General features: G+C 69.1%; 18 protein-coding genes and 1 other RNA gene. 7 read left to right on the top strand and 12 right to left on the bottom strand.

Going from position 1 to position 22,098, the window contains the following annotated elements:
• Window positions 1-9: 9 nt before the first annotated feature.
• The 7 genes from AC07O4_RS03845 to dnaX all read right to left on the bottom strand — a co-directional run bounded on the left by AC07O4_RS03845 (window position 10) and on the right by dnaX (window position 6,179).
• On the bottom strand, window positions 10-843 hold the full coding sequence (locus AC07O4_RS03845; protein WP_062473112.1) for an ABC transporter permease: 834 nt from the start codon (window positions 841-843) through the stop codon (window positions 10-12).
• Window positions 840-1,655, bottom strand: coding sequence for an ABC transporter ATP-binding protein (locus tag AC07O4_RS03840; protein ID WP_495303796.1), 816 nt, complete (start codon window positions 1,653-1,655; stop codon window positions 840-842). Before AC07O4_RS03840 ends, AC07O4_RS03845 begins: the two co-directional genes overlap by 4 nt.
• Before the next feature lie 52 nt (window positions 1,656-1,707).
• Window positions 1,708-2,745 carry an ABC transporter substrate-binding protein gene (locus tag AC07O4_RS03835; RefSeq protein ID WP_159271585.1) on the bottom strand — a complete coding sequence of 346 codons (1,038 nt, stop codon included), beginning with the start codon at window positions 2,743-2,745 and terminating at the stop codon, window positions 1,708-1,710.
• A 138-nt stretch (window positions 2,746-2,883) separates the two neighbouring features.
• Window positions 2,884-3,276, bottom strand: coding sequence for an MAPEG family protein (locus AC07O4_RS03830; RefSeq protein ID WP_062473118.1), 393 nt, complete (start codon window positions 3,274-3,276; stop codon window positions 2,884-2,886).
• 51 nt (window positions 3,277-3,327) lie between these two features.
• Window positions 3,328-3,918 (bottom strand): recombination mediator RecR, encoded by a 591-nt coding sequence (recR, locus tag AC07O4_RS03825; protein WP_062473120.1) that lies wholly within the window; start codon window positions 3,916-3,918, stop codon window positions 3,328-3,330.
• A gap of 7 nt (window positions 3,919-3,925) precedes the next feature.
• Window positions 3,926-4,258, bottom strand: coding sequence for a YbaB/EbfC family nucleoid-associated protein (locus AC07O4_RS03820; protein WP_007836669.1), 333 nt, complete (start codon window positions 4,256-4,258; stop codon window positions 3,926-3,928).
• 73 nt (window positions 4,259-4,331) lie between these two features.
• Complete coding sequence (gene dnaX / locus AC07O4_RS03815) at window positions 4,332-6,179, bottom strand: DNA polymerase III subunit gamma/tau (RefSeq protein ID WP_495303795.1); 1,848 nt, start codon at window positions 6,177-6,179, stop codon at window positions 4,332-4,334.
• A gap of 114 nt (window positions 6,180-6,293) precedes the next feature.
• Between dnaX and ffs the strand changes: the two genes are divergently transcribed.
• Window positions 6,294-6,390: signal recognition particle sRNA small type (gene ffs, locus AC07O4_RS03810), an RNA gene on the top strand.
• A gap of 111 nt (window positions 6,391-6,501) precedes the next feature.
• Complete coding sequence (locus tag AC07O4_RS03805; RefSeq protein ID WP_495303794.1) at window positions 6,502-6,930, top strand: GNAT family N-acetyltransferase; 429 nt, start codon at window positions 6,502-6,504, stop codon at window positions 6,928-6,930.
• 12 nt (window positions 6,931-6,942) lie between these two features.
• Here AC07O4_RS03805 and AC07O4_RS03800 read toward each other — a convergent pair whose 3' ends face one another.
• From AC07O4_RS03800 to AC07O4_RS03790, 3 genes are read right to left on the bottom strand one after another with little or no spacing between them, the layout of a single operon-like run.
• Window positions 6,943-8,181: a TIGR03862 family flavoprotein gene (locus tag AC07O4_RS03800; protein WP_495303793.1), complete on the bottom strand. Its 1,239-nt coding sequence runs from the start codon at window positions 8,179-8,181 to the stop codon at window positions 6,943-6,945.
• The gene (locus tag AC07O4_RS03795) at window positions 8,178-11,450 is read right to left on the bottom strand and encodes a UvrD-helicase domain-containing protein (RefSeq protein ID WP_495303792.1); all 3,273 of its coding nucleotides are present in this window, start codon (window positions 11,448-11,450) and stop codon (window positions 8,178-8,180) included. Before AC07O4_RS03795 ends, AC07O4_RS03800 begins: the two co-directional genes overlap by 4 nt.
• On the bottom strand, window positions 11,447-14,002 hold the full coding sequence (locus AC07O4_RS03790; protein WP_495303791.1) for a PD-(D/E)XK nuclease family protein: 2,556 nt from the start codon (window positions 14,000-14,002) through the stop codon (window positions 11,447-11,449). Before AC07O4_RS03790 ends, AC07O4_RS03795 begins: the two co-directional genes overlap by 4 nt.
• 160 nt (window positions 14,003-14,162) lie before the next feature.
• On the opposite strand from AC07O4_RS03790, the gene trxA reads away from it, so the two are divergent.
• Both trxA and rho read left to right on the top strand, forming a co-directional pair.
• Complete coding sequence (trxA, locus tag AC07O4_RS03785; protein WP_042578306.1) at window positions 14,163-14,495, top strand: thioredoxin TrxA; 333 nt, start codon at window positions 14,163-14,165, stop codon at window positions 14,493-14,495.
• A 182-nt stretch (window positions 14,496-14,677) separates the two neighbouring features.
• Window positions 14,678-15,943: a transcription termination factor Rho gene (gene rho, locus AC07O4_RS03780; protein WP_062473130.1), complete on the top strand. Its 1,266-nt coding sequence runs from the start codon at window positions 14,678-14,680 to the stop codon at window positions 15,941-15,943.
• Between the two features lie 54 nt (window positions 15,944-15,997).
• Here rho and AC07O4_RS03775 read toward each other — a convergent pair whose 3' ends face one another.
• Window positions 15,998-17,065 (bottom strand): oxidoreductase, encoded by a 1,068-nt coding sequence (locus AC07O4_RS03775; RefSeq protein ID WP_492741479.1) that lies wholly within the window; start codon window positions 17,063-17,065, stop codon window positions 15,998-16,000.
• Between the two features lie 197 nt (window positions 17,066-17,262).
• Between AC07O4_RS03775 and AC07O4_RS03770 the strand changes: the two genes are divergently transcribed.
• The 3 genes from AC07O4_RS03770 to AC07O4_RS03760 all read left to right on the top strand — a co-directional run bounded on the left by AC07O4_RS03770 (window position 17,263) and on the right by AC07O4_RS03760 (window position 20,703).
• A complete protein-coding gene (locus AC07O4_RS03770) occupies window positions 17,263-17,523 on the top strand; it encodes a type B 50S ribosomal protein L31 (protein ID WP_056580149.1) in 261 nt (86 codons plus the stop codon).
• A 90-nt stretch (window positions 17,524-17,613) separates the two neighbouring features.
• A complete protein-coding gene (locus AC07O4_RS03765) occupies window positions 17,614-19,341 on the top strand; it encodes a hypothetical protein (RefSeq protein ID WP_492741478.1) in 1,728 nt (575 codons plus the stop codon).
• 3 nt (window positions 19,342-19,344) lie between these two features.
• Window positions 19,345-20,703: an MATE family efflux transporter gene (locus AC07O4_RS03760; protein WP_492727247.1), complete on the top strand. Its 1,359-nt coding sequence runs from the start codon at window positions 19,345-19,347 to the stop codon at window positions 20,701-20,703.
• A 16-nt stretch (window positions 20,704-20,719) separates the two neighbouring features.
• Here the strand turns inward: AC07O4_RS03760 and phoR are convergent, their stop codons facing one another.
• The gene (gene phoR, locus AC07O4_RS03755) at window positions 20,720-22,057 is read right to left on the bottom strand and encodes a phosphate regulon sensor histidine kinase PhoR (RefSeq protein WP_185993558.1); all 1,338 of its coding nucleotides are present in this window, start codon (window positions 22,055-22,057) and stop codon (window positions 20,720-20,722) included.
• Window positions 22,058-22,098: the final 41 nt, after the last annotated feature.

Raw genomic sequence — 22,098 nt, 5'->3', positions numbered from 1 at the left:
GCGCGCGGCTCAGAGCTTCTCGGTCTCCCCGCTGCGCGGCTGCCACTTCATGAGCCGCTTCTCGATCAGCCCCACGAGCCCGTCGAGCGCCAGCGCAAAGGCCGTGAGCACCACGATGCCGGCAAAGACCGTGTTCACGTCGAAGGTGCCCTCGGCCTGCAGGATCAGGTAGCCCACGCCGCGCGCCGAGCCCAGGTACTCCCCCACCACCGCACCGACGAAGGCCAGGCCCACGGAGGTGTGCAGGCTGGAGAACACCCAGCTCGTGGCGCTGGGCAGGTACACCGTGCGCAGCAGCTGCCGCTGGTTGGCGCCCAGCATCTTCGCGTTGGCCAGCACCACCGGGCTCACTTCGCGCACGCCCTGGTAGACGTTGAAGAACACGATGAAGAACACCAGCGTGACGGCCAGCGCCACCTTGCTCCAGATGCCCAGGCCGAACCACAGCGCGAAGATCGGCGCGAGGATCACGCGCGGCATCGAGTTGGCGGCCTTGATGTACGGATCGAGGATCAGGCTCGCCGTGGGCGCCAGCGCCAGCCACAGGCCGCAACCCAACCCGAGCGCCGTGCCGATGCCGAAGGCCAGCACCGTTTCGAGCAGCGTCGTGCCCAGATGGCGGTAGATGTCGGCGTTGCCCTTCAGGCCTTCGGGAAACAGCAGGTTCGGCGGCACCTCGAAGGGCAGGAACCAGCTCCAGATGCGCCCCGCCACCACGATCGGCTGGCCGAGGAAGAACGCGATCTGGTCGTTGCGCGAGGCCACGTGCCACAGCACAAGAATCACGGCGAGCAGCGCGAGCTGCCAGAAGCGCGCATGGCGTGCATCGAGGCGCGGCATCATGCGGCCTTCCTCAGTTGCTGCGCGTAGCCCTTGAGCACCTCGTCGCGCAGCACCTCCCAGATCTGGCGGTGCAGCTCCACGAAGCGCGGCTGCGTGCGCACCTCGGCCACGTCGCGCGGACGCGGCAGGTCGATCACGAACTCGCCGATCGGCCGCGTCGCCGGGCCGGCCGACAGCACCACCACGCGGTCGCTCATCGCAATCGCCTCGTCAAGGTCGTGCGTGATGAAGAGCACGGCCTTCTTCTTCGCGCTCCAGAGTTCGAGCACTTCGTTTTCCATCAGCTGCCGCGTCTGCACGTCGAGCGCGCTGAAGGGCTCATCCATGAGGATGATGTCGGGGTCGAGCACCAGCGTCTGCGCCAGCGCCACGCGCTTGCGCATGCCGCCCGAGAGCTGGTGCGGGTAGCGGTCGCCGAAGCCCGTGAGGCCCACGCGCGACAGCCACGCCTCGGCCTGCGCGTGCGCCTCGGCGTCGGGCACGCCGCGGTACTGCAGTCCCACCTTCACGTTGTCGATGGCGCTTCGCCACGGCATCAGCGCCTCGGTCTGGAACATGTAGCCCGCGCGCCTGTTCACGCCCGTGAGCGGCTGGCCGAACACCTTCACCCCGCCCGACGATGGCTCGAGCAAGCCCGCGCCCACGTTCAGCAGCGTCGACTTGCCGCAGCCGGTGGGCCCGACCACCGAGACGAACTCACCCGCGCCGATGCGCAGCGTGGTGTCGTCCACCGCCGTGTAGCGCTGGCCCGGGTCGTCCTTCGAATGGAAGGTGCAGCGGATGGAAAGGAGTTCGAGGGCGTAGTCGGACATGGCGCTCCGGAAGAAAAAACCCGGCCGAAGCCGGGTTGCTGAACGTTCGCAATCAGGCTTTGAACCTGTCTTTCGCACGCTTTGCAAAATCGTTGGTGTAGGTCCTGGCGAGGTCGATCTTGTCGGCCTTGACCGAGGTGTCGAAGCTCGCGATGGCGTTGAGCGCCGTCTTCGGTCCCTCGGCCGGCACGAGGCCGTCGGTGGCGATGGACTCGCGCACCTTGTCGAACGACGCGAGGTACAGCGCGCGGTCGCCCAGCAGGTAGGTCTCGGGCACCGTCTTGATGATGTCGCCCGGCCCCGCCGTCTGCAGCCACTTGAGGCCGCGCACGATCGCGTTGGCCAGCGCCTGGCAGGTGTTGGGATGCTTCTGGATGAAATCGATCGGCGCGTAGAGGCAGGCCGCGGGCATCGGCCCGCCGAACACCTGCTCGGTGCCCTTGAGCGTGCGCGTGTCGCTGATGATCTTCACGTCGCCCTTCTGCTCCAGCATCGTCATCACCGGGTCGGTGTTGCTGATGGCGTCGATCTGGCCCGAGCGCAGCGCGGTGAGCGCACCGGCCGCCACACCCACGCCGATGAAGCTCACGTCGCTGGCCTTGAGGCCGCCGCGCGAGAGCACGAGGTTGGCCACCATGTTGGTCGACGAGCCCGGCGCCGAGACACCGATCTTCTTGCCGCGCAGGTCCTGGATGCCGGTGTAGCCCGCCATGTTCTTCGTCGACACACCCACCGCGATCTGCGGTGCGCGGCCCTGCAGCACGAAGGCCTGGAAGAACTGGTTCTTGGCCTGCAGGTTGATCGTGTGTTCGTAGGCGCCCGAGCAGACGTCGGCCGAGCCACCCACCACCGCTTGCAATGCACGCGCACCGCCGGCGAAGTCGGAGATTTCCACCTCGAGCCCTTCGGCCTTGAAGTAGCCCAGCTGCTCGGAAATGGTGAGCGGCAGGTAGTAGAACGCCGCCTTGCCGCCCACCGCGATGGAGACCTTGGTTTTCTCCAGCTTGGCCTGCTGCGCAAAGACCCGCGGCAATGCAATCGCTGCGGCAGCGACTGCGGAGGCGGAGATGAGGGTTCTGCGATGAAGCATGGCGCGGTCCTGCGGGCTCTGTGATTCTGGTGAACTGAATCGAGCTTAGGCGTGCGCCCTGTGGGCCTGCATCGGGGTCATCCCGTGCGGGTTTTCACGTAAGCACGAAGGCCTCCTGGAGAAGCCTTCGCCAAGGCGCTATCGCGCCAGAAAAAGTATCGCGATATTGACCAGGAACGCGAGTGCCCAGACCGCGCTGCGCGCGCTCGGCGCGCCGCGGATGTAGAGCGCGAGATAGATCACCCGCAGCACCACGTAGGCCACCGCGAGCATGTCGAGCCGCGCCTGCGCCACGCCGAGCTGGTGCGCGATGAGCACCGCGCCGATGAAGAACGGCAGGCCTTCGAAGCTGTTGGCCTGCGCGCTGTTGGCGCGTGCGCGCCAGCCACTTTGCTTGGCGGCCCAGTCGCGCGGATGCATGTTGTCGCGCACGCCGAAGCTGCCCGCCTTCGCGATCCATGCCGCGAGGTACGGCAGCCCGCAGGCGATGAACACGCACCAGTAGGCGACGGTGAGCAGTGAGAAGGTCATGGTGACGACAACAAAAGGAAAGAACGAACGCGGCCTTGAACAGGCCGCGCGTCAGCGGCGATCGACCAGCGCGTGCGCGATCGTGCCGAGGTCGACGTACTCGAGCTCGCTGCCGGCCGGCACGCCGCGCGCCAGACGCGTCACGGTGAGCCCGTGCTGCTTGAGCGCCTCGCCGATCACGTGCGCCGTGGCCTCGCCTTCGGCGGTGAAGTTGGTCGCGAGGATGACCTCGCTCACCGTGCCGTCGCGTGCGCGGTCGAACAGCTTCTGCAGGCCGATGTCCTTCGGCCCGATGCCGTCGAGCGGACTGAGCTTGCCCATGAGCACGAAGTAATAGCCGCGAAAGGCGCCCGTGCGTTCGAGCGCGGCCTGGTCGGCCGGCGTCTCGACCACGCACAGCTTGGTGCCGTCGCGCCGCGAGTCCATGCAGACATGGCAGATCGGCGCTTCGGTGAAGGTGTTGCACAGCTCGCAGTGCCGCACCTGGCCTGCCGCCTGCTGCAACGCGCGCGCGAGCAACTGCGCGCCCTCGCGGTCGTGCTGCAGCAGGTGGAAGGCCATGCGCGAGGCCGACTTGACGCCGACACCGGGCAACCGGCGCAGCGCATCGACCAGCGCATCGAGCGAACTGGCGTCTGCCATGCGTCGCTTAGAACGGGAGCTTCATGCCGGGCGGCAGGCCGGGCATGCCGGCCGTCAGCTTGCCCATCTTCTGCTCGCTGGTTTCTTCAGCCTTGCGCACGGCGGCGTTGAAGGCGGCAGCCACGAGGTCTTCGAGCATGTCCTTGTCGTCGGCCAGCAGGCTGGGGTCGATGGTGATGCGCTTGACGTCGTGCTTGCAGGTCATGACGACCTTGACGAGACCGGCGCCCGACTCGCCTTCGACCTCGATGTGCGCCAGTTCTTCCTGGGCCTTCTTGAGGTTGTCCTGCATTGCCTGCGCCTGCTTCATGAGGCCGGCCAGTTGTCCTTTGTTGAACATCGTTGGTCCTGTCTGTGATGGGTTGGTGATGGAAAGAATACGGTCGAAAAATGCGGCGACTGCGGCGCCGGCTTCAGAGGGGCTTCAGCGATCCGGGAACAATCTTCGCATCGAAGTCGCGCATCAGCATCTGCACCTCGGGGTCGCTGCGGATGGCTTCCTCGGCCACCCGCTGGCGCTCGTCGGCCGCCTGCTTGTTGCGGCGCGCCGGGCTGTCGACCACGCCGCCGATCTCGATGGCCAGCCTCACATTGTGGCCGAGGCCCTGCAGCGCCGCCGTGAGCTTCTCGCGGCTGGACGGCTGGTTGAGGGTTTCGCGCTCGATGCGCAGCATCCACTGGTCGGTGTCGCGCGCCACCAGCTGCGACTGCAGCGCGAGCTCGCGCGCCAGCGCCGCCACGCTTTCGGCGGCGACCAGCTGCATGACCGTGGCATGCCAGAAGTCGCCCTCTTCGCTCGGCGGAATCGGGGTGTAGGTGCTGCGCTGTTCTTCTTCGCGCGGCACGTCGCGCTGGCCGGGCGGCGGCTGCACGCGGATCGGCACGCCGACCACATGGGCCGCGGGGGCGTCGGACGCCTCCTGCGGGGCAGGCCGGGGCATGGGCTGGCGCTGCGGGGCATCGACCACCGCGAGCCGCTGGCCGGCCGGCGCGGGTTGCGCGGGCGGTTGCGAAGGCGCAGCGGCAGGTGCCGAATCGGGCACCGAAGGCCGGGAAACCGGGGCAGCTTCGCGCGCGGGAGCCCGCGGCGCGGCGCCACCGGCGTCATTCAGAGTTTTTTTTTCCGTGGAGGCCGTCGAGGCGGCCGCGTGGGAGGGCTTGAAGGCCAGCAGCCGCAACAGCACCATGGTCAGCGCCGCGTACTCGTCGGGCGCCAGGCCCAGCTCGCCGCGCCCATGCAGGCACAGGCTGTACAGCAGCTGCGTCTCGTCGGCGGGCATCAGCGACGCCAGGCGCGCCGTGTCGGCCGCGTCGGGATCGGTGGCCGCGTCGGCCGATTCGGCGCGCGAAGGCACGGCCTGCAGCACGGCCATGGCCTGCAGCACAGACGTCATTTCTTCGAGTGTGGACGCGGCGGACATGCCGTCGCGGCGCAGCGCCTCGGAGGTGTCGACCACGGTCTTGCCGTCGCCTTGTGCCAGCGCTTCGATGAGGCGGAACACATGGCCGCGATCGACGCTGCCGAGCATCTGGCGCACACCGGTCTCGAGCAGCTCGCCGTTGCCGAAGGCGATGGCCTGGTCGGTGAGCGAGAGCGCGTCGCGCATCGAGCCGCGCGCCGCGCGCGCCAGCAGGCGCAGCGCCTGCGGCTCGGCCGGCACCTGTTCGGTCTGCAGCACGCTGGTGAGGTGTTCGAGCACCGTCTCGGGCGCCATCGGCCGCAGGTTGAACTGCAGGCAGCGCGACAGCACCGTCACCGGCACTTTCTGCGGATCGGTCGTGGCCAGCACGAACTTGAGGTACTCGGGCGGCTCCTCGAGCGTCTTGAGCATCGCGTTGAACGCGGTGTTCGTGAGCATGTGCACTTCGTCGATCATGAAGACCTTGAAGCGCCCCTGCACCGGCTTGTAGACCGCCTGTTCGAGCAGCGACTGCACTTCGTCGACGCCGCGGTTGGAGGCCGCGTCGAGCTCGGTGTAGTCGACGAAGCGACCCGAATCGATGTCCTGGCAGGCCTGGCACACGCCGCAGGGCGTGGCCGTGATGCCGCCCTGCCCGTCCGGGCCCTGGCAGTTGAGCGACTTGGCCAGGATGCGCGACACCGTGGTCTTGCCCACGCCCCGCGTCCCGGTGAACAGATAGGCGTGGTGCAGGCGCTGCGTCGTCAGCGCGTTTTCCAGCGCCTGGACCACATGCCCCTGACCGACCATCTCACCGAAGGTTTTCGGACGGAACTTGCGAGCGAGCACGAGATAAGACATTGCGGGCATTCTAAAAGGCGCGGCGGGGGTCACTTCACGCTTGTTTCCCATCCGCCGTCGAAATGATTCACGCCCCGGCCAAGGGGGCAAATCCGCGCGGTTAGAATGCAGGCTGACGGGCCTCCCTGCATGGTGAAGTGGCCAACCGGGTCAGGTGGGGAACCAAGCAGCCCTAACTGCGTAGTCAGTGCCAGGGGTAAGGCTCGTCAACCTAACATCCAGAAGCCGTGAGTTCCTTTGCAGAGAACTTACGCGCCGTGTCCAGGGGTTACCAACCCCGGACACCTCAAACTCCCAGAACTTCGCGCAGCCATCCATGAACTTGGACATCCGGCCCGCCCGCCTCAGCGATCTCGAAGCGTTGGTGCGCCTCGACACCGTGGCCGCGCACGATGCGCGCCGCGCCGTGCAGATCAAAGGCTGGATCGAGGATCGCTTCTGCCATGTGATCGAGGTGGATGGCGAGGTCGCCGCCTACGGCGTGCTGCACCACCACTTCTTCGACTGCGGCTTCATCGAGATGCTCATGGTCGGCGAAAGATTTCGTCGCAGGCGACTTGGTCTGCGGCTCGTCGATCACTTCCAGTCGATCTGCGAACGCCCCAAGCTCTTCACCTCCACGAACCGCTCCAACACGGCGATGCACGCGCTGCTGAAAGAAGCCGGATTCAGGGAGAGCGGCCACATCGAGAACCTTGATGCGGACGACCCCGAGCAGGTGTTCTTCTGGCCGTGCGTGCGCTCGCGTTGAGCGCGCCTTCGCTCAAAGCCCCAGCCGCTGGATCGCGCCGCGCGCCGCAGCCGCGCCGCTGGCCATCGCCGCCGTGAGCAGGTAGCCGCCGGTCGGCGCTTCCCAATCGAGCATTTCCCCTGCCGCGAACACGCCGGGCAGCGCCGTCGCCATCAAAGCCGGATCGAGCGCGTCGAAGCGCACGCCGCCCGCCGTGCTGATCGCCTCGTCGACCGGCCGCGTCGCGACGAGTTTCAGCGGCACCGCCTTGATGGTGGCCGCCAGCTGCGCCGGGTCCTGCATCGCTTCCTTGCTCAGCGCTTCGTGCAGCACGCCCGCCTTGATGCCCTCGATGCCGAGACGGCTCTTGAGATGGCTGCTCAGCGAACGCGCGCCGCGCGGATGCTTCACCGCGGCGAGCACCTGTTCGGCGCTGCGGTCAGGCAGCAGGTCGAGCAGCAGCGTCGCACTGCCGTTCGCTGCAATCTCGTCGCGCAGCAGCGCCGACGCCGCATAGACCAGGCTGCCTTCGATGCCCGTGGCCGTCGCGACGAACTCGCCCTTGCGCGCAAAGTGACGCCCCTGGCTGTCGGTGAAGGCGATCGCGACCGACTTGAAGGGCTGCCCCGCGAAGCGGCTCGAAAAATGCTCGCTCCAGCCTGCGCCGTCGAAGCCGCAATTGGCGGGCAGCAGCGGCGCCACCACCACGCCCTGCGCTTGCAGCCACGGTGCCCACGCGCCGTCGGAGCCCAGGCGCGCCCAGCTCGCGCCGCCCAGGGCCAGCACCACGGCATCGGCCCTGGCGGTGACCTCGCCCGCCGGCGTTGCGAAGCGCAGCGCGTTCGCATCGAAGGCCCCGCCACCCACCCAGCGATGACGCATGTGGAACTGCACGCCCGCAGCGCGCAAACGATGCAGCCAGGCGCGCAGCAAGGGCGCGGCCTTCATGTCGGTCGGGAACACGCGGCCCGAGGTGCCGACGAAGGTCTCGATGCCCAGTCCGGCCGCCCACTCGCGCGCCTGTTGCGGACCGAATTTGGCGAGCAGCGGCTCGAGCTGCGCGCGGCGCTCGCCGAAGCGGGTCACGAACACGTCGAAGGGCTCGGAGTGCGTGAGGTTGAGGCCGCCGCGGCCGGCCAGCAAAAACTTGCGGCCCACCGAGGGCATCGCGTCGTACACATGCACCTGCGCGCCGGACGCGCTCAGCACTTCGGCCGCCATCAGGCCGGCAGGTCCGCCGCCGATGACGGCGACGGTAGAAGAAACAGTCATTCGAGATTCACCAGTTCGCCCTGCCCGGTCAGGAACGCGGCGCGCACCGTGGCACCGGGGTAGGCATGTTGCACGGCAGCGCGGTAGCGCTGCATCTGTGCGATCAGGGCCGCGTCCCGTTCGGGGCGCGCGGCCGATTTGTAGTCGAGGATCCACCATGCGCCGGTGGCGCGCTCGCGCACCAGCCGGTCGATGCGCAAGGTATCGCCCTCGTGGACCAGCGTGACTTCATTGCCATGCCAGTCGATGCTGCGATCGTCCCACACCCAGGCCCCGGCGCCCGCGCGGATACGCTGGGCCAGCGCCGCGGCGCCACGTGCCTGCTGCGGATCGAGCATGAATTCGCGCGCAGCCGCCCGCACATGGGCCGGTGGCAAGGCTTCGCCGGGCACCGCCCATTCGAGCAGCCGGTGCATGGCCTGGCCGAACGCGGCGGCGCGTGCGTCGACCGTGGCGTCTTGTGCCTTTTTCTTTTCGGGCGGCGCACCGGTTGCAGCCACGAGCGGTGCGGGCAGGCGCTTCATCGCGAAGGTGCCCACTCCGGTCTCGCCGGCGGCGGAGGCTTCGACCAGCGGCTCATCGGCCTCGGTCGGCTCGCACAGCGGCTCCAGCCGCGCCCACCAACTGCCCTCGTTGGCACGCGACGGCTTCACCGACGAGAGCACCAGCCGCTCGCGCGCCCGCGTGGTCGCCACGTAGAGCCCGTTGAGTTCTTCGCGGTGACGCGCGCGCTGCTCCTCTTCGAGCAGCGCGGCGGCGCAGGCCGGAGGGGTCTTCTCGCTGGCCAGGAACACGAAGCGCGTCGGCGCGCTGTCGCTGCCCTTCCACTCGACCAGCACGCCCATGGTCTGCGCGCGCGGCGGCGGCGCGTCGCAGTCGAGCATCAGCACGGTGTCGGCTTCAAGGCCTTTGGCTCCGTGCACGGTCAGCAGCTGCACGGCCTCGGGCGCGGCCACGGTGGGCGCGCGCACACCGCCCGCGCGCAAGGCTCGCACCAGGGCATAAGGCGTCGCGAAGCGCGCACCGTCGATGTCGAGCGAGGCGGCGACCAGCCCCCGCAGGTTGGCCAGCGCGCTCTGGCGCAAGGCCGCCGGCACCGCGGCGCCGAACTTCGCGAGCACGTCGCCGTCGTGAAAGATCGCGTCCAGCGCGTCGTGCGGCGGCATTGCCATCAGCCAGCGCTGCCAGCGGCGCAGCTGCACGCCCGCCTCGGTCAGCACGGGCGGCAGGCCTTCGCCCTTCTGGATCAGCGAGAACCAGCTGGCGACCGGCGTCTCGCGCTGGCAGCGCGCCAGCTGCACCAGCGTGTCGTCGTCGATGCCGAACAGCGGCGACTTGAGTGCGCGCGCCAGCGACAGGTCGTGCGCGGGCGACACCAGCGCGTCGAGCAGCGCGACCACGTCCTGCACTTCGGGTGCATCGTTCAGGTCGTTCTTCTCGGGCTGCTGCACGGGGATGTGGCGACGGCGCAGCGCGTCCTGCATGGCCGACAGCCGGCTGCGGCGGCGCGCCAGCACCATGATCTGGCGCGGCGGCGTGCCGTCGGCGATGCGCTGCGCAACCCAGCGCGCGGCCTGTTCGCATTCCTTCTGCAGCAGCTGTTCTTCGGGCAGCACGCGCGGCGTGACGAGGCTGTCGCGCCAGTGCAGCATGCCGTCGTCGGCCGGCGCGGCGGCCACCGTGGTGTCGAGCGCATCGCGGTCGATGGCGGGCAACTTCAGCAGCTCGCCGTCGTCGCCGCGCTCGGTGGTGTGGGCGCGGTAGCCGTCAAACTCGCCGACCGCCTGCGCGGCCAGCATCGCGCTGTTGACGAGGCCCACCACGGCGCGCGCGTTGCGGTGCGTGTGGTCGCAGTTGAGCAGTTCGCCGCCGAGCCCTTCGCGCACGAACTTCTTGGCGGCGATGAACACCTGCGGCTCGGCGCGGCGAAAACGGTAGATGCTCTGCTTGGGGTCGCCCACGATGAACACGCGCGGCGCACTGCCGCCCGCGCCGGTGTAGGCACTGAGCCAGCCGTAGAGCGCCTGCCACTGCAGCGGGTTGGTGTCCTGGAACTCGTCGATCAGCAGGTGCGCGACGCGCGCGTCGAGCCGCTCCTGCACCCAGCCCGACAGGGCCGACTGGCCCAGCAGCAGCTGCGCGGCCTGCTCGACGTCGTTCATGTCGACCCAGCCGTGCGCGCGCTTGACCTCGCCGAACGCGGTGATCAGCAGGCGCGTGAGCCGCGTCATGCGCTGCTGGTACAGCCATGCCGCGTGCTGGGCCTGCGCGGCGCACAGCAGCTGCAGTTCGGTCTCGGCCTCTTGCGCGGCGGGGAATTTCTGCAGGTTCTTGGTGAGCCGGTCTTCGGTGGCGACGAAGAAGGTCTTGCGCAGCACGGCAAGCGCATCGGTCAGCGCATCGGTCGCGGGCTCACTGGTGCCGAACACGTCGATGATGGCTTCGGCCGCCTTCTGCGGTGTCTTGTTGGCCTCGCGGCCGAGGGCGGCGGCGCGGTCGAGCCAACGGCGGCGCACGGCCTCGCCGCGCAACGCGTCGGTCGGCACCTCCAACCCCTGCAGGGCCGGGTACAGCACGTCGAACGGCGTCACCGCATCCTGGGGGTCGGACAGCGAGAACTCGACCCGCTTCGACAGCGCTTCGCCCAACGCCTTCGCCGTCTGAGAGCGGCCGTGCGTGGCGACGACCGCGTAGTAGTCGGCCAGCGCGCGCGCGTCGCCGGTCACAGCCTCGAAGAACGGCCGCCAGGTGTGGTTGCGCGCCTCGGCATCGTCTTCGAGCAGCTCGTAGTTCGCGGGCAGTCCCAGCTCGCGCAGCACGGCGAGCGGCGCATTGCGCAGCAGGCCCGCGAACCACGCGTGGAAGGTGCGGAACTGCACCGGGCGCCCGCCTTCGAGCAGGCGCCGGTAGAGCCCCTGCAGCCGCGGCACGGCCGCCTGCGCGGCTTCGGGTGTCATGCCGCGCATCACGAGCTCGCGCTGCGACGCCGCCGGATCGAGCTCGGCGAACAGCGCGAGCCACTGGTCGAGCCGCTCGCGCATCTCGCCGGCGGCCTTCTTGGTGAAGGTGATGGCCAGGATCTCGTGCGGCTCGCAGGCGGAATCGCCCTCTTCGAGCAGCGCGCGCACGATGCGCGACACCAGCATCCAGGTCTTGCCGGCGCCCGCGCAGGCTTCGACCGCGACCGAGCGCCGCGGATCGCAGGCGACGGTGTAGAAGGCCTCGCGCGCGACGTGCCGGCCGTTGTGTTCGTAGGCAGCGCCGTTCATGGCGTGACCTCCCAGAAATCCTTGCGGCACAGGCCGCGCGCGGCGCAGAAGTCGCAGACGCTGCCCTCGCCCAGTGGCGGCAGCGGCGCGCCCTGCGCGATACGCGCGAAGTCGTCGATGATGCCGGCCACCAGCGCATCGCGCGCCTCGACCACGGCGGGCTGCTCGACGGTCTGCGTGCCGGACGACTTCTCGCCCACGTTGACGTAGGCCGCGCGCAAGGTGTCGTCGGCCACCAGCGCGGCGTAGAAGGCGAGCTGCGTGTCCTCGGTCGGGTCCTTCACGCGCTCCTTGGTGACGGAGGCGGTCTCGGTCTTGTAGTCGATCACGAAGGGCTGGCCGTCGGCCGTGCGGTCGACGCGGTCGAGCCGGCCGACCAGCCGCAGGGTGCCCAGGGGCTGCTCTTTCCAGGGCTCGGCCTCGACGAAGACCGCCCCGTCTGCTTCATGTTTCGCGAGCCAGTCGAGGTAGCCGTCGCGCACCGCCGGCCACGCGGCGGCGAAGGGCAGGAACTCGGCGTCGGAGTAGCCGAGCGTCTGCGTGACATCGCGCGCAGTGTCGGCGAGCAGCGTGGCGCGCGCTTGCGCATCGCTTGTCGGCGCGTCGCGCAAGGTCTCGTGGAACTGCCCGAGCACCGCGTGCAGCCAGTTGCCGAAGTCGCGCTTGTCGACCTCGGCATCGAGCTCATCGGCGGTGCGCAGGCCCAGCTGGCGCAGCGCGAAGAAGCGATAGGGACAGCGGCGCAGGTCTTCGTAGACGCTGGTCGACACATTCGTGAGCGGCAGCAGCGCGCCCGAGGGCGTGGGCCGCAGGGTCGGTGTGACGGCGACGTCGCGCGGCGTGCGCGGATCGACGCCCGGCTGCAGCGCGTGGGCGAGCTGCAGGGCCTGCACCAGCGGGCTCGGCCGCACGGGCTCGCCGCTGGCGTCGGAATGGCGCCAGACCAGGTCGCAGTTCGGGTTGCGCGTGGCCATGGCCCAGGCCGCGCGCTGCGCGGTCTCCAGCACCTCGCGCGAGGCCAGCCCCAAGTCGAGGCGCTGCGCCGCGCTCCAGTTGCCCGGCGGCTCGGGCGACGCGGGCATGCGGCGGTCGTCGCAGCCGGGAATGACGACGGCGCCGAAGACGCGGCCCAGCAGCTGGTACATCGGCAGCACGGACACCTTGGGCGCCTCGTCGCCGGCGGGCGGCACGAAGCTGGCGTCTTCGAGCACGTCGCGCGCCCAGGCCGTGAACTCGGCCAGGCTGTGGCGCCCGCCGGGAAATTCGTCTTCCTCGCCATGCGCGTCGGCATCGAGCCAGAGGGCGGCGATCACCTTGGCGCCCGCGAAGTCGGCGGCGAGCGCGTCCCACTGCTCGCCGGCCGTCAGCAGCTCGCGCAGTGCGCGGTGCCACTCGGCCAGGGAGCGCGCGCGCGCCATCGGGGCGCGGCGGGCTTCGATGGTGGCGGTGAACGTGCGCAGGCCTTCGTCCTGCGGCTTGTCGCTGCGCGCGATCAACGCGCACCAGGCCTGCCAGTCGCGCACGCCTTCGCGCCGCAGGCGCATTTCGAGCGACTGCACGGCGAACCCATCGACCTCGGCGCCGCTCTTGAGCCATTCGAGCACCTGGTCGGTGGCTGCGTCGTGCGCGCAAGCGCGCAAGGCACTCATCAGCGTGGCGGCGGCGCGCGTGGTGGACAGCTTCCAGCCGGTTTCGTCGTGCGTGACGATGCCCTGGGTGCTCAGCTGCGCACTGATGCGGCGGGTGAGCGCGCGGTCGGTGGCGACGAGCGCGACCGGCGCGCGACCCTCGGCCAGATGCTGCAGCACGCAGGCGGCGGCCAGCTGGGCCTCGTCCTCGGGGTCGAGCGCCACGTGCGCGTGGGCCGCAGACGGCGGGGCATCGGCGGGCACGAGCGGAATGCGGATCGCGCGGTCGCCCCACAGCGCGCACAGGGCCTGCGTGAGCGGATCGGTTTGGAAGCCTTCGAGCACGATCAGCGCATCGGCCTGCGTGCGCGCCGCGTCGCGCAGCAGCACGTCGGTGGCGTAGCCCGAGTTCGCGGCCCAGGCCACGGCGACGCGGATCAGCGCGCTCTCGATGCGGAACCACTCCGACTCGCTGCCTGCATCGGCCACCTTGGACGCCCCCTGGGCCCAGTCGCCGCCCCGCACCTCAGGCGCCACGGCGGATGCCAGCGGCGCCAGCTGGTAGGCCAGCTCGACCACGCGCCCCGCGAGCGCGAAGCGTTCGGCCTGGAAGCCCGATTGCGCGAGCAGGCCCTGGGCCGTGACCAGGTCGCGCGCCATGTCGAAGGCGATGTCGTAGCCGGACGGCAGGAACCCACCCGCGCTGCGCGCCCAGTTGTGCGTGGTCTCGAACCGCGGCACGAAGCCCGGGCTGCCGCAGCGCGCCCACATGCCGCGCGCGACCGCCATCAGCTGCGCATACGGCACCAGCACCACGGTGCGCGCCGCATGCAGCTGCCGTTCGCCGAGCGCGCGCACGATCCGCGCGACGACGCCGTCGGCGGGATCGCACCACAGGGCCTGGACGGGGTGGCCTTCGTTCATGTTCTATCGAGGGGGTTGAGGGGGTCGGCGGCAGGGCCGCAAAGGGCTTTGGCTATCGCCGCCATAGCCGGGCCGCATGGCACGTCACCCCTTGGTTTCTGTCACAATGACCAGCACTTTAGCTGCACCGAAACTCTCTCTGCGCACAAGGACACATCACATGGCCAGCGAACTGATCAAACACATCTCCGATTCTTCCTTCGAGGCCGACGTGCTCAAGTCCAGCCAGCCGGTTCTGGTCGACTACTGGGCCGAATGGTGCGGTCCCTGCAAGATGATCGCCCCGATCCTGGACGAAGTCTCGGCCACCTACGAAGGCAAGCTGCAGATCGCCAAGCTCAACGTCGACGAGAACCGCGACATCCCCGCCAAGTTCGGCATTCGCGGCATCCCCACGCTGATGCTGTTCAAGGACGGCCAGCTGGCCGCCACCAAGGTCGGCGCCATGAGCAAGGCGCAACTCACGGCCTTCATCGACCAGCAACTCGCCTGATGCATTTCTTCCGGCCAGCGCGCAATGCGTTGGCCGGGGCGATTTTCCTGTCATAATCGCCCTCAGTTCACCGGGCCTTTCATCAGGCAACCGGTTCGAGTTCCCCGGTTCGTGAGGCAGTTCTTGCCCCACATCAAACCTCCCCCCGTTCCCGATTCGATTACCCCTCCAGGGGTCGTTCCATGCACTTAAACGAACTCAAGGCACTCCACGTGTCTGAAGTCTTCAAGCAGGCTGAGGCGCTTGAGATCGAAAACATCGGCCGCATGCGCAAGCAAGAGCTGATGTTCGCGATCATCAAGAAGCGCGCCAAGGCCGGCGAACAGGTCTTCGCCGACGGTGTGCTCGAAATCCTGCCCGACGGCTTCGGCTTCCTGCGCAGCCCCGACACCAGCTTCACGGCCAGCACCGACGACATCTACATCTCGCCCAGCCAGGTGCGGCGCTTCAACCTGCACACCGGCGACATGATCGAAGGCGAAGTGCGCACGCCCAAGGACGGCGAGCGCTACTTCGCACTGACCAAGCTGGACAAGGTCAACGACGGCGCACCCGAAGCCAACAAGCACAAGGTGATGTTCGAGAACCTGACGCCGCTGTTCCCCAAGGAACAGATGAAGCTGGAACGCGAAGGCGTCAAGGGCGAAGAGAACCTCACCGGCCGCATCATCGACATCATCGCCCCCATCGGCAAAGGCCAGCGCGCCCTGCTCGTGGCGCCGCCCAAGAGCGGCAAGACGGTGATGATGCAGCACATCGCCCACGCGATCAGCGCCAACTACCCCGACGTGCACATGATGGTGCTGCTCGTGGACGAGCGCCCTGAAGAAGTGACCGAAATGCAGCGCACGGTGAAGGGCGAAGTCATTGCTTCGACCTTCGACGAGCCCGCAGCGCGCCACGTGCACGTCGCCGAAATGGTGATCGAGCGCGCCAAGCGCCTGGTCGAACTCAAGAAGGACGTGGTGATCCTGCTGGACTCGATCACGCGCCTGGCCCGCGCCTACAACAACGTCGTACCCTCGTCGGGCAAGGTGCTGACCGGCGGTGTCGACTCCAACGCGCTGCAGCGTCCCAAGCGCTTCCTGGGCGCCGCGCGCAACGTGGAAGAAGGCGGCTCGCTGACCATCATCGGCACCGCGCTGATCGACACCGGCAGCCGCATGGACGAAGTGATCTTCGAAGAGTTCAAGGGCACCGGCAACTCCGAAATCCACCTGGACCGCCGCCTGTACGAAAAGCGCGTGTTCCCCTCGATCCAGCTCAACCGCAGCGGCACGCGCCGCGAGGAACTGCTGCTGGCCCCCGAGATCCTGCAGAAGACCCGCATCCTGCGCCAGCTCATGTACAACATGGACGAGATCGAGTCGATGGAGCTGATGCTCAAGAACATGAAGGCGACCAAGACCAATGTCGAGTTCTTCGACATGATGCGTCGCGGCGGCTGAGCGTCAGGCCCTTCCGCAAAAGCGCGTTGGCCCTCACGGGTCAACGCGCTTTTTTCATGGGCGCTCGATGCGGATGGCGCGGCCTTCGGCGGCGCTCTGGCGGCCGATGTCGAGCAGTTCCATCAGCGCGACGGCCTGCGCGGGTGGCACGGGATTGGGCCCCTTGCCGAGGATCGCATCGCGGACCGCCGCGTAGTAGGCGACGTAGTTGCCGGCCTGCATCGGCACCGCGCGAAAGTGCGGGGCGCCGTCGCTGCCCGTCAGCGTGAGTTCGCCGTCGAGCGGATCGCCCCCCCACCCTTCCGCCGGCGGCCGCTGGCCGGCGCGCAGCGCGTCTTCCTGCGTGTCGACGCCGTGCTTGACGTAGCTCCCGCGCGTGCCGTGCACGATGTAGCGCGGCGCCGCATGGGCCGCGAGCGTCGTGGCGTGCAGCACCACGCGCAAAGGCGCATGAGGGCCGCTCTCGTAGCGCAGCACGGCGTGGAAATAGTCTTCGACCCGCGCGCCGTCGCGCAAAGCGGCCGTGTCGAGCTGCAGCGTGTCGGGCCGACCGAACAGCTGCACGGCCTGGTCGAGCAGGTGCGAACCCAGGTCCACCCACAGGCCCGCGCCCGGCACAGGCTGCTCCCGCCAGCGCTCGCGAACCTCGGGACGGAAGCGGTCGAAATGCGACTCCAGGTACACCGGGCGCCCCAGATCGCCAGACGCCAGGACCTGCTGGAGCGTCAGGAAATCGGCGTCGAAACGCCGGTTCTGGTAGACCGAGAGCACGCGATTGTTGCGATATGACAACAACTCGAGCTCTCGCGCTTCGGCCACGTCGAGCGTGAAAGGCTTGTCGACCACCACGTGCTTGCCCGCCTCCAGCGCCGCTTTGGCCACGGGATGATGCTGGGCATTGGGCGTCGCCACCACCACGAGGTCGATGTCCGCCCGGGCCACCAGCGCCGCCACGTCGGGCACCACGGCCACGCTGGGCCAGTCGGCATGCACCTTGTGCGGCTGCGAGCTCGCCACGGCCGCCAGTTCGAGTCCCGGAACGGCCGAGAGCACCGGCGCGTGGAAGGTCTGGCCGGCGAAACCGTAGCCGACAAGGCCGGCGCGAAGGGGTGTAGAAGTCATGGGAGGGCCCGGTTTGCTCGCAATTGGGGCAGTATGCGATAATCATGGGCTCCGCGAAAAGTGCGGCTGGGCACGTCGCCCGGCTTCCTTGGCCTTCACTTCACGTCAAGACCTCAGGGCGGCGCGCCAGATTGCTGGCACGCTGGTGGCTCTCGCATCGACCGCGCATTGATTCCAACAGCGCAAAAGGAAACACCATGGCAAAAGAAGGCATCCACCCGAATTACCGCGAAGTTCTGTTCGTCGACATGTCGAACGGCTTCAAGTTCGTGACCCGTTCGTGCGCGAACACCAAGGAAATGGGCAAGACCGACGACGGCCGCGAGCTGCCCCTGTTCAAGCTCGACACCACGAGCGAATCGCACCCCTTCTACACCGGCACGCAAAAGTCGGTGGACAACATGGGTGGTCGCGTCGAGAAGTTCCGCAACCGCTTCGGCAAGACCGCTGCCAAGTAATCAGGCACGCGCTCTGGCGTCGAGGGCAGCCCGGTTTACCGCGCTGCCCTTTTTCTTTCCAATCACCCCTTCGCCTCTTCCGCCTCGCCCTTGAACCAGCCGACCCCCGCGATCGTTGCCCAGAATGCCGTACGCCGGCTGCCGCGCGTCGCGTTGCTGCTGCTGTGCGCAGCCTACCTGCTGCCGGGCCTGCTCGGCCGGGGCCCCTGGAAGAGCGCCGACATCACGGCCTTCGGCTACATGGCCGAGCTGGCCCGCAGCACCGAGGGCATCGCCCGCTGGTTCGACCCGCTGCTTCTGGGCATGCGCCCCGAGACCCCCGCGCTGATCCCGTACTGGATCGGCGCCTGGGCGATCCAGCTCGCCCCGTCGTGGGTCAACCCCGACCTGGCCGTGCGCTTCGTGTTCGCGCTGATGCTGTGGGGCACCTTCACCGCGACCTGGTACGCCGTCTATTACCTCGCCCGCACCCCGCGCGCGCAGCCCGTGGCCTTTGCCTTCGGCGGCGAGGCGCGCCCGACCGACTACGCCCGCGCCATCGCCGATGGCGGCCTGCTGGCGCTGATCGCCTCGCTGGGCCTGGCCCAGCTGGGGCATGAAACCACGCCCGCGCTGGCGCAGCTGTACTTCGCCTCGCACCTGTTCTATGGCGTCGCCGCACTGCCCTACCGCCGCGTCGGCCCGGTGATCGCACTCGTGGTCGGCACCCTCGGCATGACGCTGAGCGGCGGGCCGACGGTCGGCCTCGCGCTGGCGATCGGCAGCGCCGTGTACATGGCCTACGAACGCCACCAGCGCGCCACCCGTGCAGCGGAAGGCTACAGCGACGACGAGAGCCCCGGCTTCACCCTGCCCGCCCTGCTGACGATGCTCGGCATCACCGTGCTGGCCGCCGCGCTGGTCTTCGGCCTGGGCCTGGCGCAATGGAAGATCACGCTGGGCCACTCGCTGCTGTCCGACGTGCGCAGCCAGGCCAAGCTGCTGCTGTGGTTCACCTGGCCGGTCTGGCCGCTCGCGATCTGGACCCTCTGGCGCTGGCGCCGCCAGTGGCTCGAGCGCCACGTGGCGCTGCCGCTGTGGTTCGCGCTGGTGCCGCTGGCCGCCACCTGGACCACCGACTTCTCCGACCGCTCGCTGCTGCTGGCCCTGCCCGCCTTCGCCACGCTGGCGGCCTTCGCGCTGCCGACCTTCCGGCGCAGCGCCGCGGCGCTGATCGACTGGTTCAACGTGCTGTTCTTCAGCGGCCTGGCCGTGCTCGGCTGGATGTACTGGATCGCCATGCTGACCGGCGCGCCGCGCAAGCCGGCCGCCAGCGTGGCGCGGCTGGTGCCGGGCTTCGTGGCCGAGTTCTCGCCGGTCGCCTTCGTGCTCGCCCTGGCCGCCACGCTGGCCTGGTGCTGGCTGGTGCGCTGGCGCACCGGGCGCCATCGCGCCGCGCTCTGGAAGACGTTGGTGCTGCCGGCCGGCGGCACCGCGCTGTGCTGGATGCTGCTGATGACGCTGTGGCTGCCGTCCATCGACTACGCGCGCAGCTACGTCCCGCAGGTGCGCGCCGTGACCGAGCGCATCGGCCATCCGCGCTGCGTCGCCGAGCTGGCGCTGAGCCGGCCGCACGTCGCGGCGCTGCGCCACCACGGCAACCTCAACCTGCAGCCGCTGCTGCTGGGCAACGACTGCCCGTGGCTGCTCGTGAGCCCCGACACCATCGAGCGGCTGCACACCATCATCCCGCTGGAACAGTGGCGCTTCAGCGGCACCCTGCGCCGTCCCAGCAGCCCCGCGGACGACCTGCTGCTCTACGAAAAGATCGTGCGCTGACCCGTGAGCAGCAGCACGCACGGGAACGAACGCGGACTCATCGCACGGCACGCCGGCACGGTGCTGATCGGCCAGCTGGCCGTGATGGCCTTCGGCGTGGCCGACACCATCATCGCGGGCCGCTATTCCGAAGGCGCACTGGCCGCGCTGTCGGTGGGCGCCGCCATCTTCGTCAGCGTGTATGTCTCGCTGATGGGCGTGCTGCAGGCGCTGCTGCCGGTGTGGGCCGAACTGCACGGCGCCAACCGGGGCAGCGAGATCGGCCGCTCGGTGCGCCAGTCGCTCTACCTCGCAGCCATCGCCGTCGTGGTCGGCATGACCGTGCTGCTGCTGCCCGGCGCCGCGCTGCGCTGGACGCAGGTGCCCGCCGACATGCGCGGCGAGGTCGAGGCCTACCTCGCGGTGCTGGCCTTTGCGCTGGCGCCCGCCCTGCTCTTTCGTCTCTTCAGCACGCTGAACCAGAGCCTGGGCAAGCCCAAGCTCGTGACCTGGCTGCAGCTGGCTTCGCTGCTCGTGAAGCTGCCGCTGTCGGTCTGGTTCACCTTCGGCGGCGCCGGCCTGCCGGCGATGGGGCTGGTGGGCTGCGCCTGGGCCACGCTGTGCGTGAACTGGGCCATGCTCGGCTGCGCGGTCTGGCTGCTGCGCCACGGCGCGTTCTACCGCGGCTACCAGCTGTGGGAGCGCATCGAGGCGCCCGACTGGCGCCAGATCCGACTGTTCGCGCGGCTGGGCGTGCCCGGCGGCCTCGCGGTGCTGGTGGAAGTGACCTCGTTCACGCTGATGGCGCTCTTCATCGCGCGCCTGGGCACCGCGGCCGCGGCCGCGCACCAGATCGCCTCGAACCTGCTGGCCGTGGCCTACATGACGCCGCTGTCGCTCGCCATCGCAACCAGCGCGCGCGTGAGCTTCTGGCTCGGTGCCGGCGACACCGTCCGGGCGCGCCATGCCTGCCGGCTGGGCTTCGAGCTCACCGCGCTGTTCGCGCTGCTCTATGCCGGCGCGATGGCCGTGTTCCGCACGCAACTCGCCAACGTGTACTCCGACAACCCCGCCGTGATCGCGATGGCGGCGGCGCTGCTGACCACCGTGGCGCTGTATCACATCGCCGATGCGTTCCAGACGCTGTGCGTCTTCGTGCTGCGCTGCTACCGCGTGACGCTGGCGCCGCTGGTCATCTACTGCGCGATGCTCTGGGGCATGGGCCTGGGCGGCAGCTACCTGCTGGCCTACCGCGGCCTGGGGCCGTGGCCGGCCATGCAGTCGCCACTGGCCTTCTGGCTCATGAGCGCCGCGGCGCTGGCGCTCACCGCGCTGTTGTTCGTCGCGCTGCTGCGCTGGACGATGAAGGCGCGGGCCCGCTGAAGGCCACGCGACTCGCTTACTTGGTCATCACGCGCGCTTCGCGCACGCGCGTCGCCGGGAACAGCAGCGCGAAGCGGCTGCCCTTGCCCACGGTGCTTTCGATGCGCAGCTCGGTACCGTGGCGCTGCGCGATGTGCTTCACGATCGCCAGCCCGAGCCCCGTGCCGCCGGTTTCGCGCGAGCGGCTGCGGTCGATGCGATAGAAGCGCTCGGTGAGCCGCGGAATGTGCTCGGCGGCAATGCCCGGCCCCGTGTCGCGCACGGCGTATTCGCCGCGCCCGTCAGGCAGCACCCGCCAGGTCACCACCACCTCACCGCCGCCGGGCGTGTAGCGGATGGCGTTGCTCACGAGGTTCGACATCGCGCTCTGCAGTTCGGTCGGCGCGCCCGACAGCTCGGACTCGGCCTCGGACGTGAACGTGAGCCGGTGCCCCTGCGGCGTGAGCCGGCCCGACAGGCCACGCCCCTCGTCTTCGCACTGCGCCAGCAGCGCGCGCATGCGCACCCACTGGTTGCCCGACGGCGCCGCGCTGCCTTCCAGCCGCGACAGCGTCAGCAGGTCGTTCACCAGCGTTTCCATGCGATGCGACTGCTGCCCCATCAGCGACAGGTAGCGCGTGCGCTCGTCGGCATCCAGCGGCAGGTTCTGCAGCGTCTCGACAAAGCCCGCCAGCACCGTGAGCGGCGTGCGGATCTCGTGCGACACGTTGGCCACGAAGTCGCGCCGCATCGCCTCGGCCTGCTCCAGCGCCGTGATGTCACGCGTGAGCAGCATGCGCCGGTTGCCGGCGTAGGGATGCACCTGCACCGACAGCCGCACCGGATGGCCGCGATGCTGTGCATGCACGAGACCGGGCGCATCGATGACGACGTCGCGGCTGTAGTTCCACGAGGCCAGGTAGGCCACGAACGCCGGGTCGCGCACGAGGTTCGCCAGGTGCTGCAGCAGGTCGCGCTCGGCATCGATGCCGAACTGGCCCGCCGCCGTCTGGTTGCACCACTCGATGCGGCCCTGCTCGTCGAGCAGCACAACGCCGTTGGGCGACGCCTGGATCGCGGCCAGGAACTCCTGCAGCCGGTCTTCGGCCTGCCGGGTCTGTTGTTCGCGGTCGCGCAGCAGCTTGCGGATGCGCTCCGAAAGCTCGCCCCACACGCCCGGCCCGCGCGACGGCAGCCCGGCCGCGTCGTTGCGCAGCACGCGCAGCAGGCGTTCGGCGCGCCAGGCATCGAAGCCCAGCCAGAGCACCGCGCCCAGCCAGGCGCCCAGCCAGCCGTACTTCCAGCCGAAAAGGCCGACAGCGCCCGCCGCAATTACGAGGGACGCTATTAAAAACGTAGCAATACGAAAAGGCATGGCGGGCGATTATCCGCGCCCGCCGCCGAGGCTCACGGCGC

It is taken from the genome of Variovorax sp. GW821-FHT09D04 (assembly GCF_059416405.1).
The sequence above is the reverse complement of the archived record's forward strand: the minus strand, read 5'-3'. Positions and strand labels throughout refer to the sequence as shown.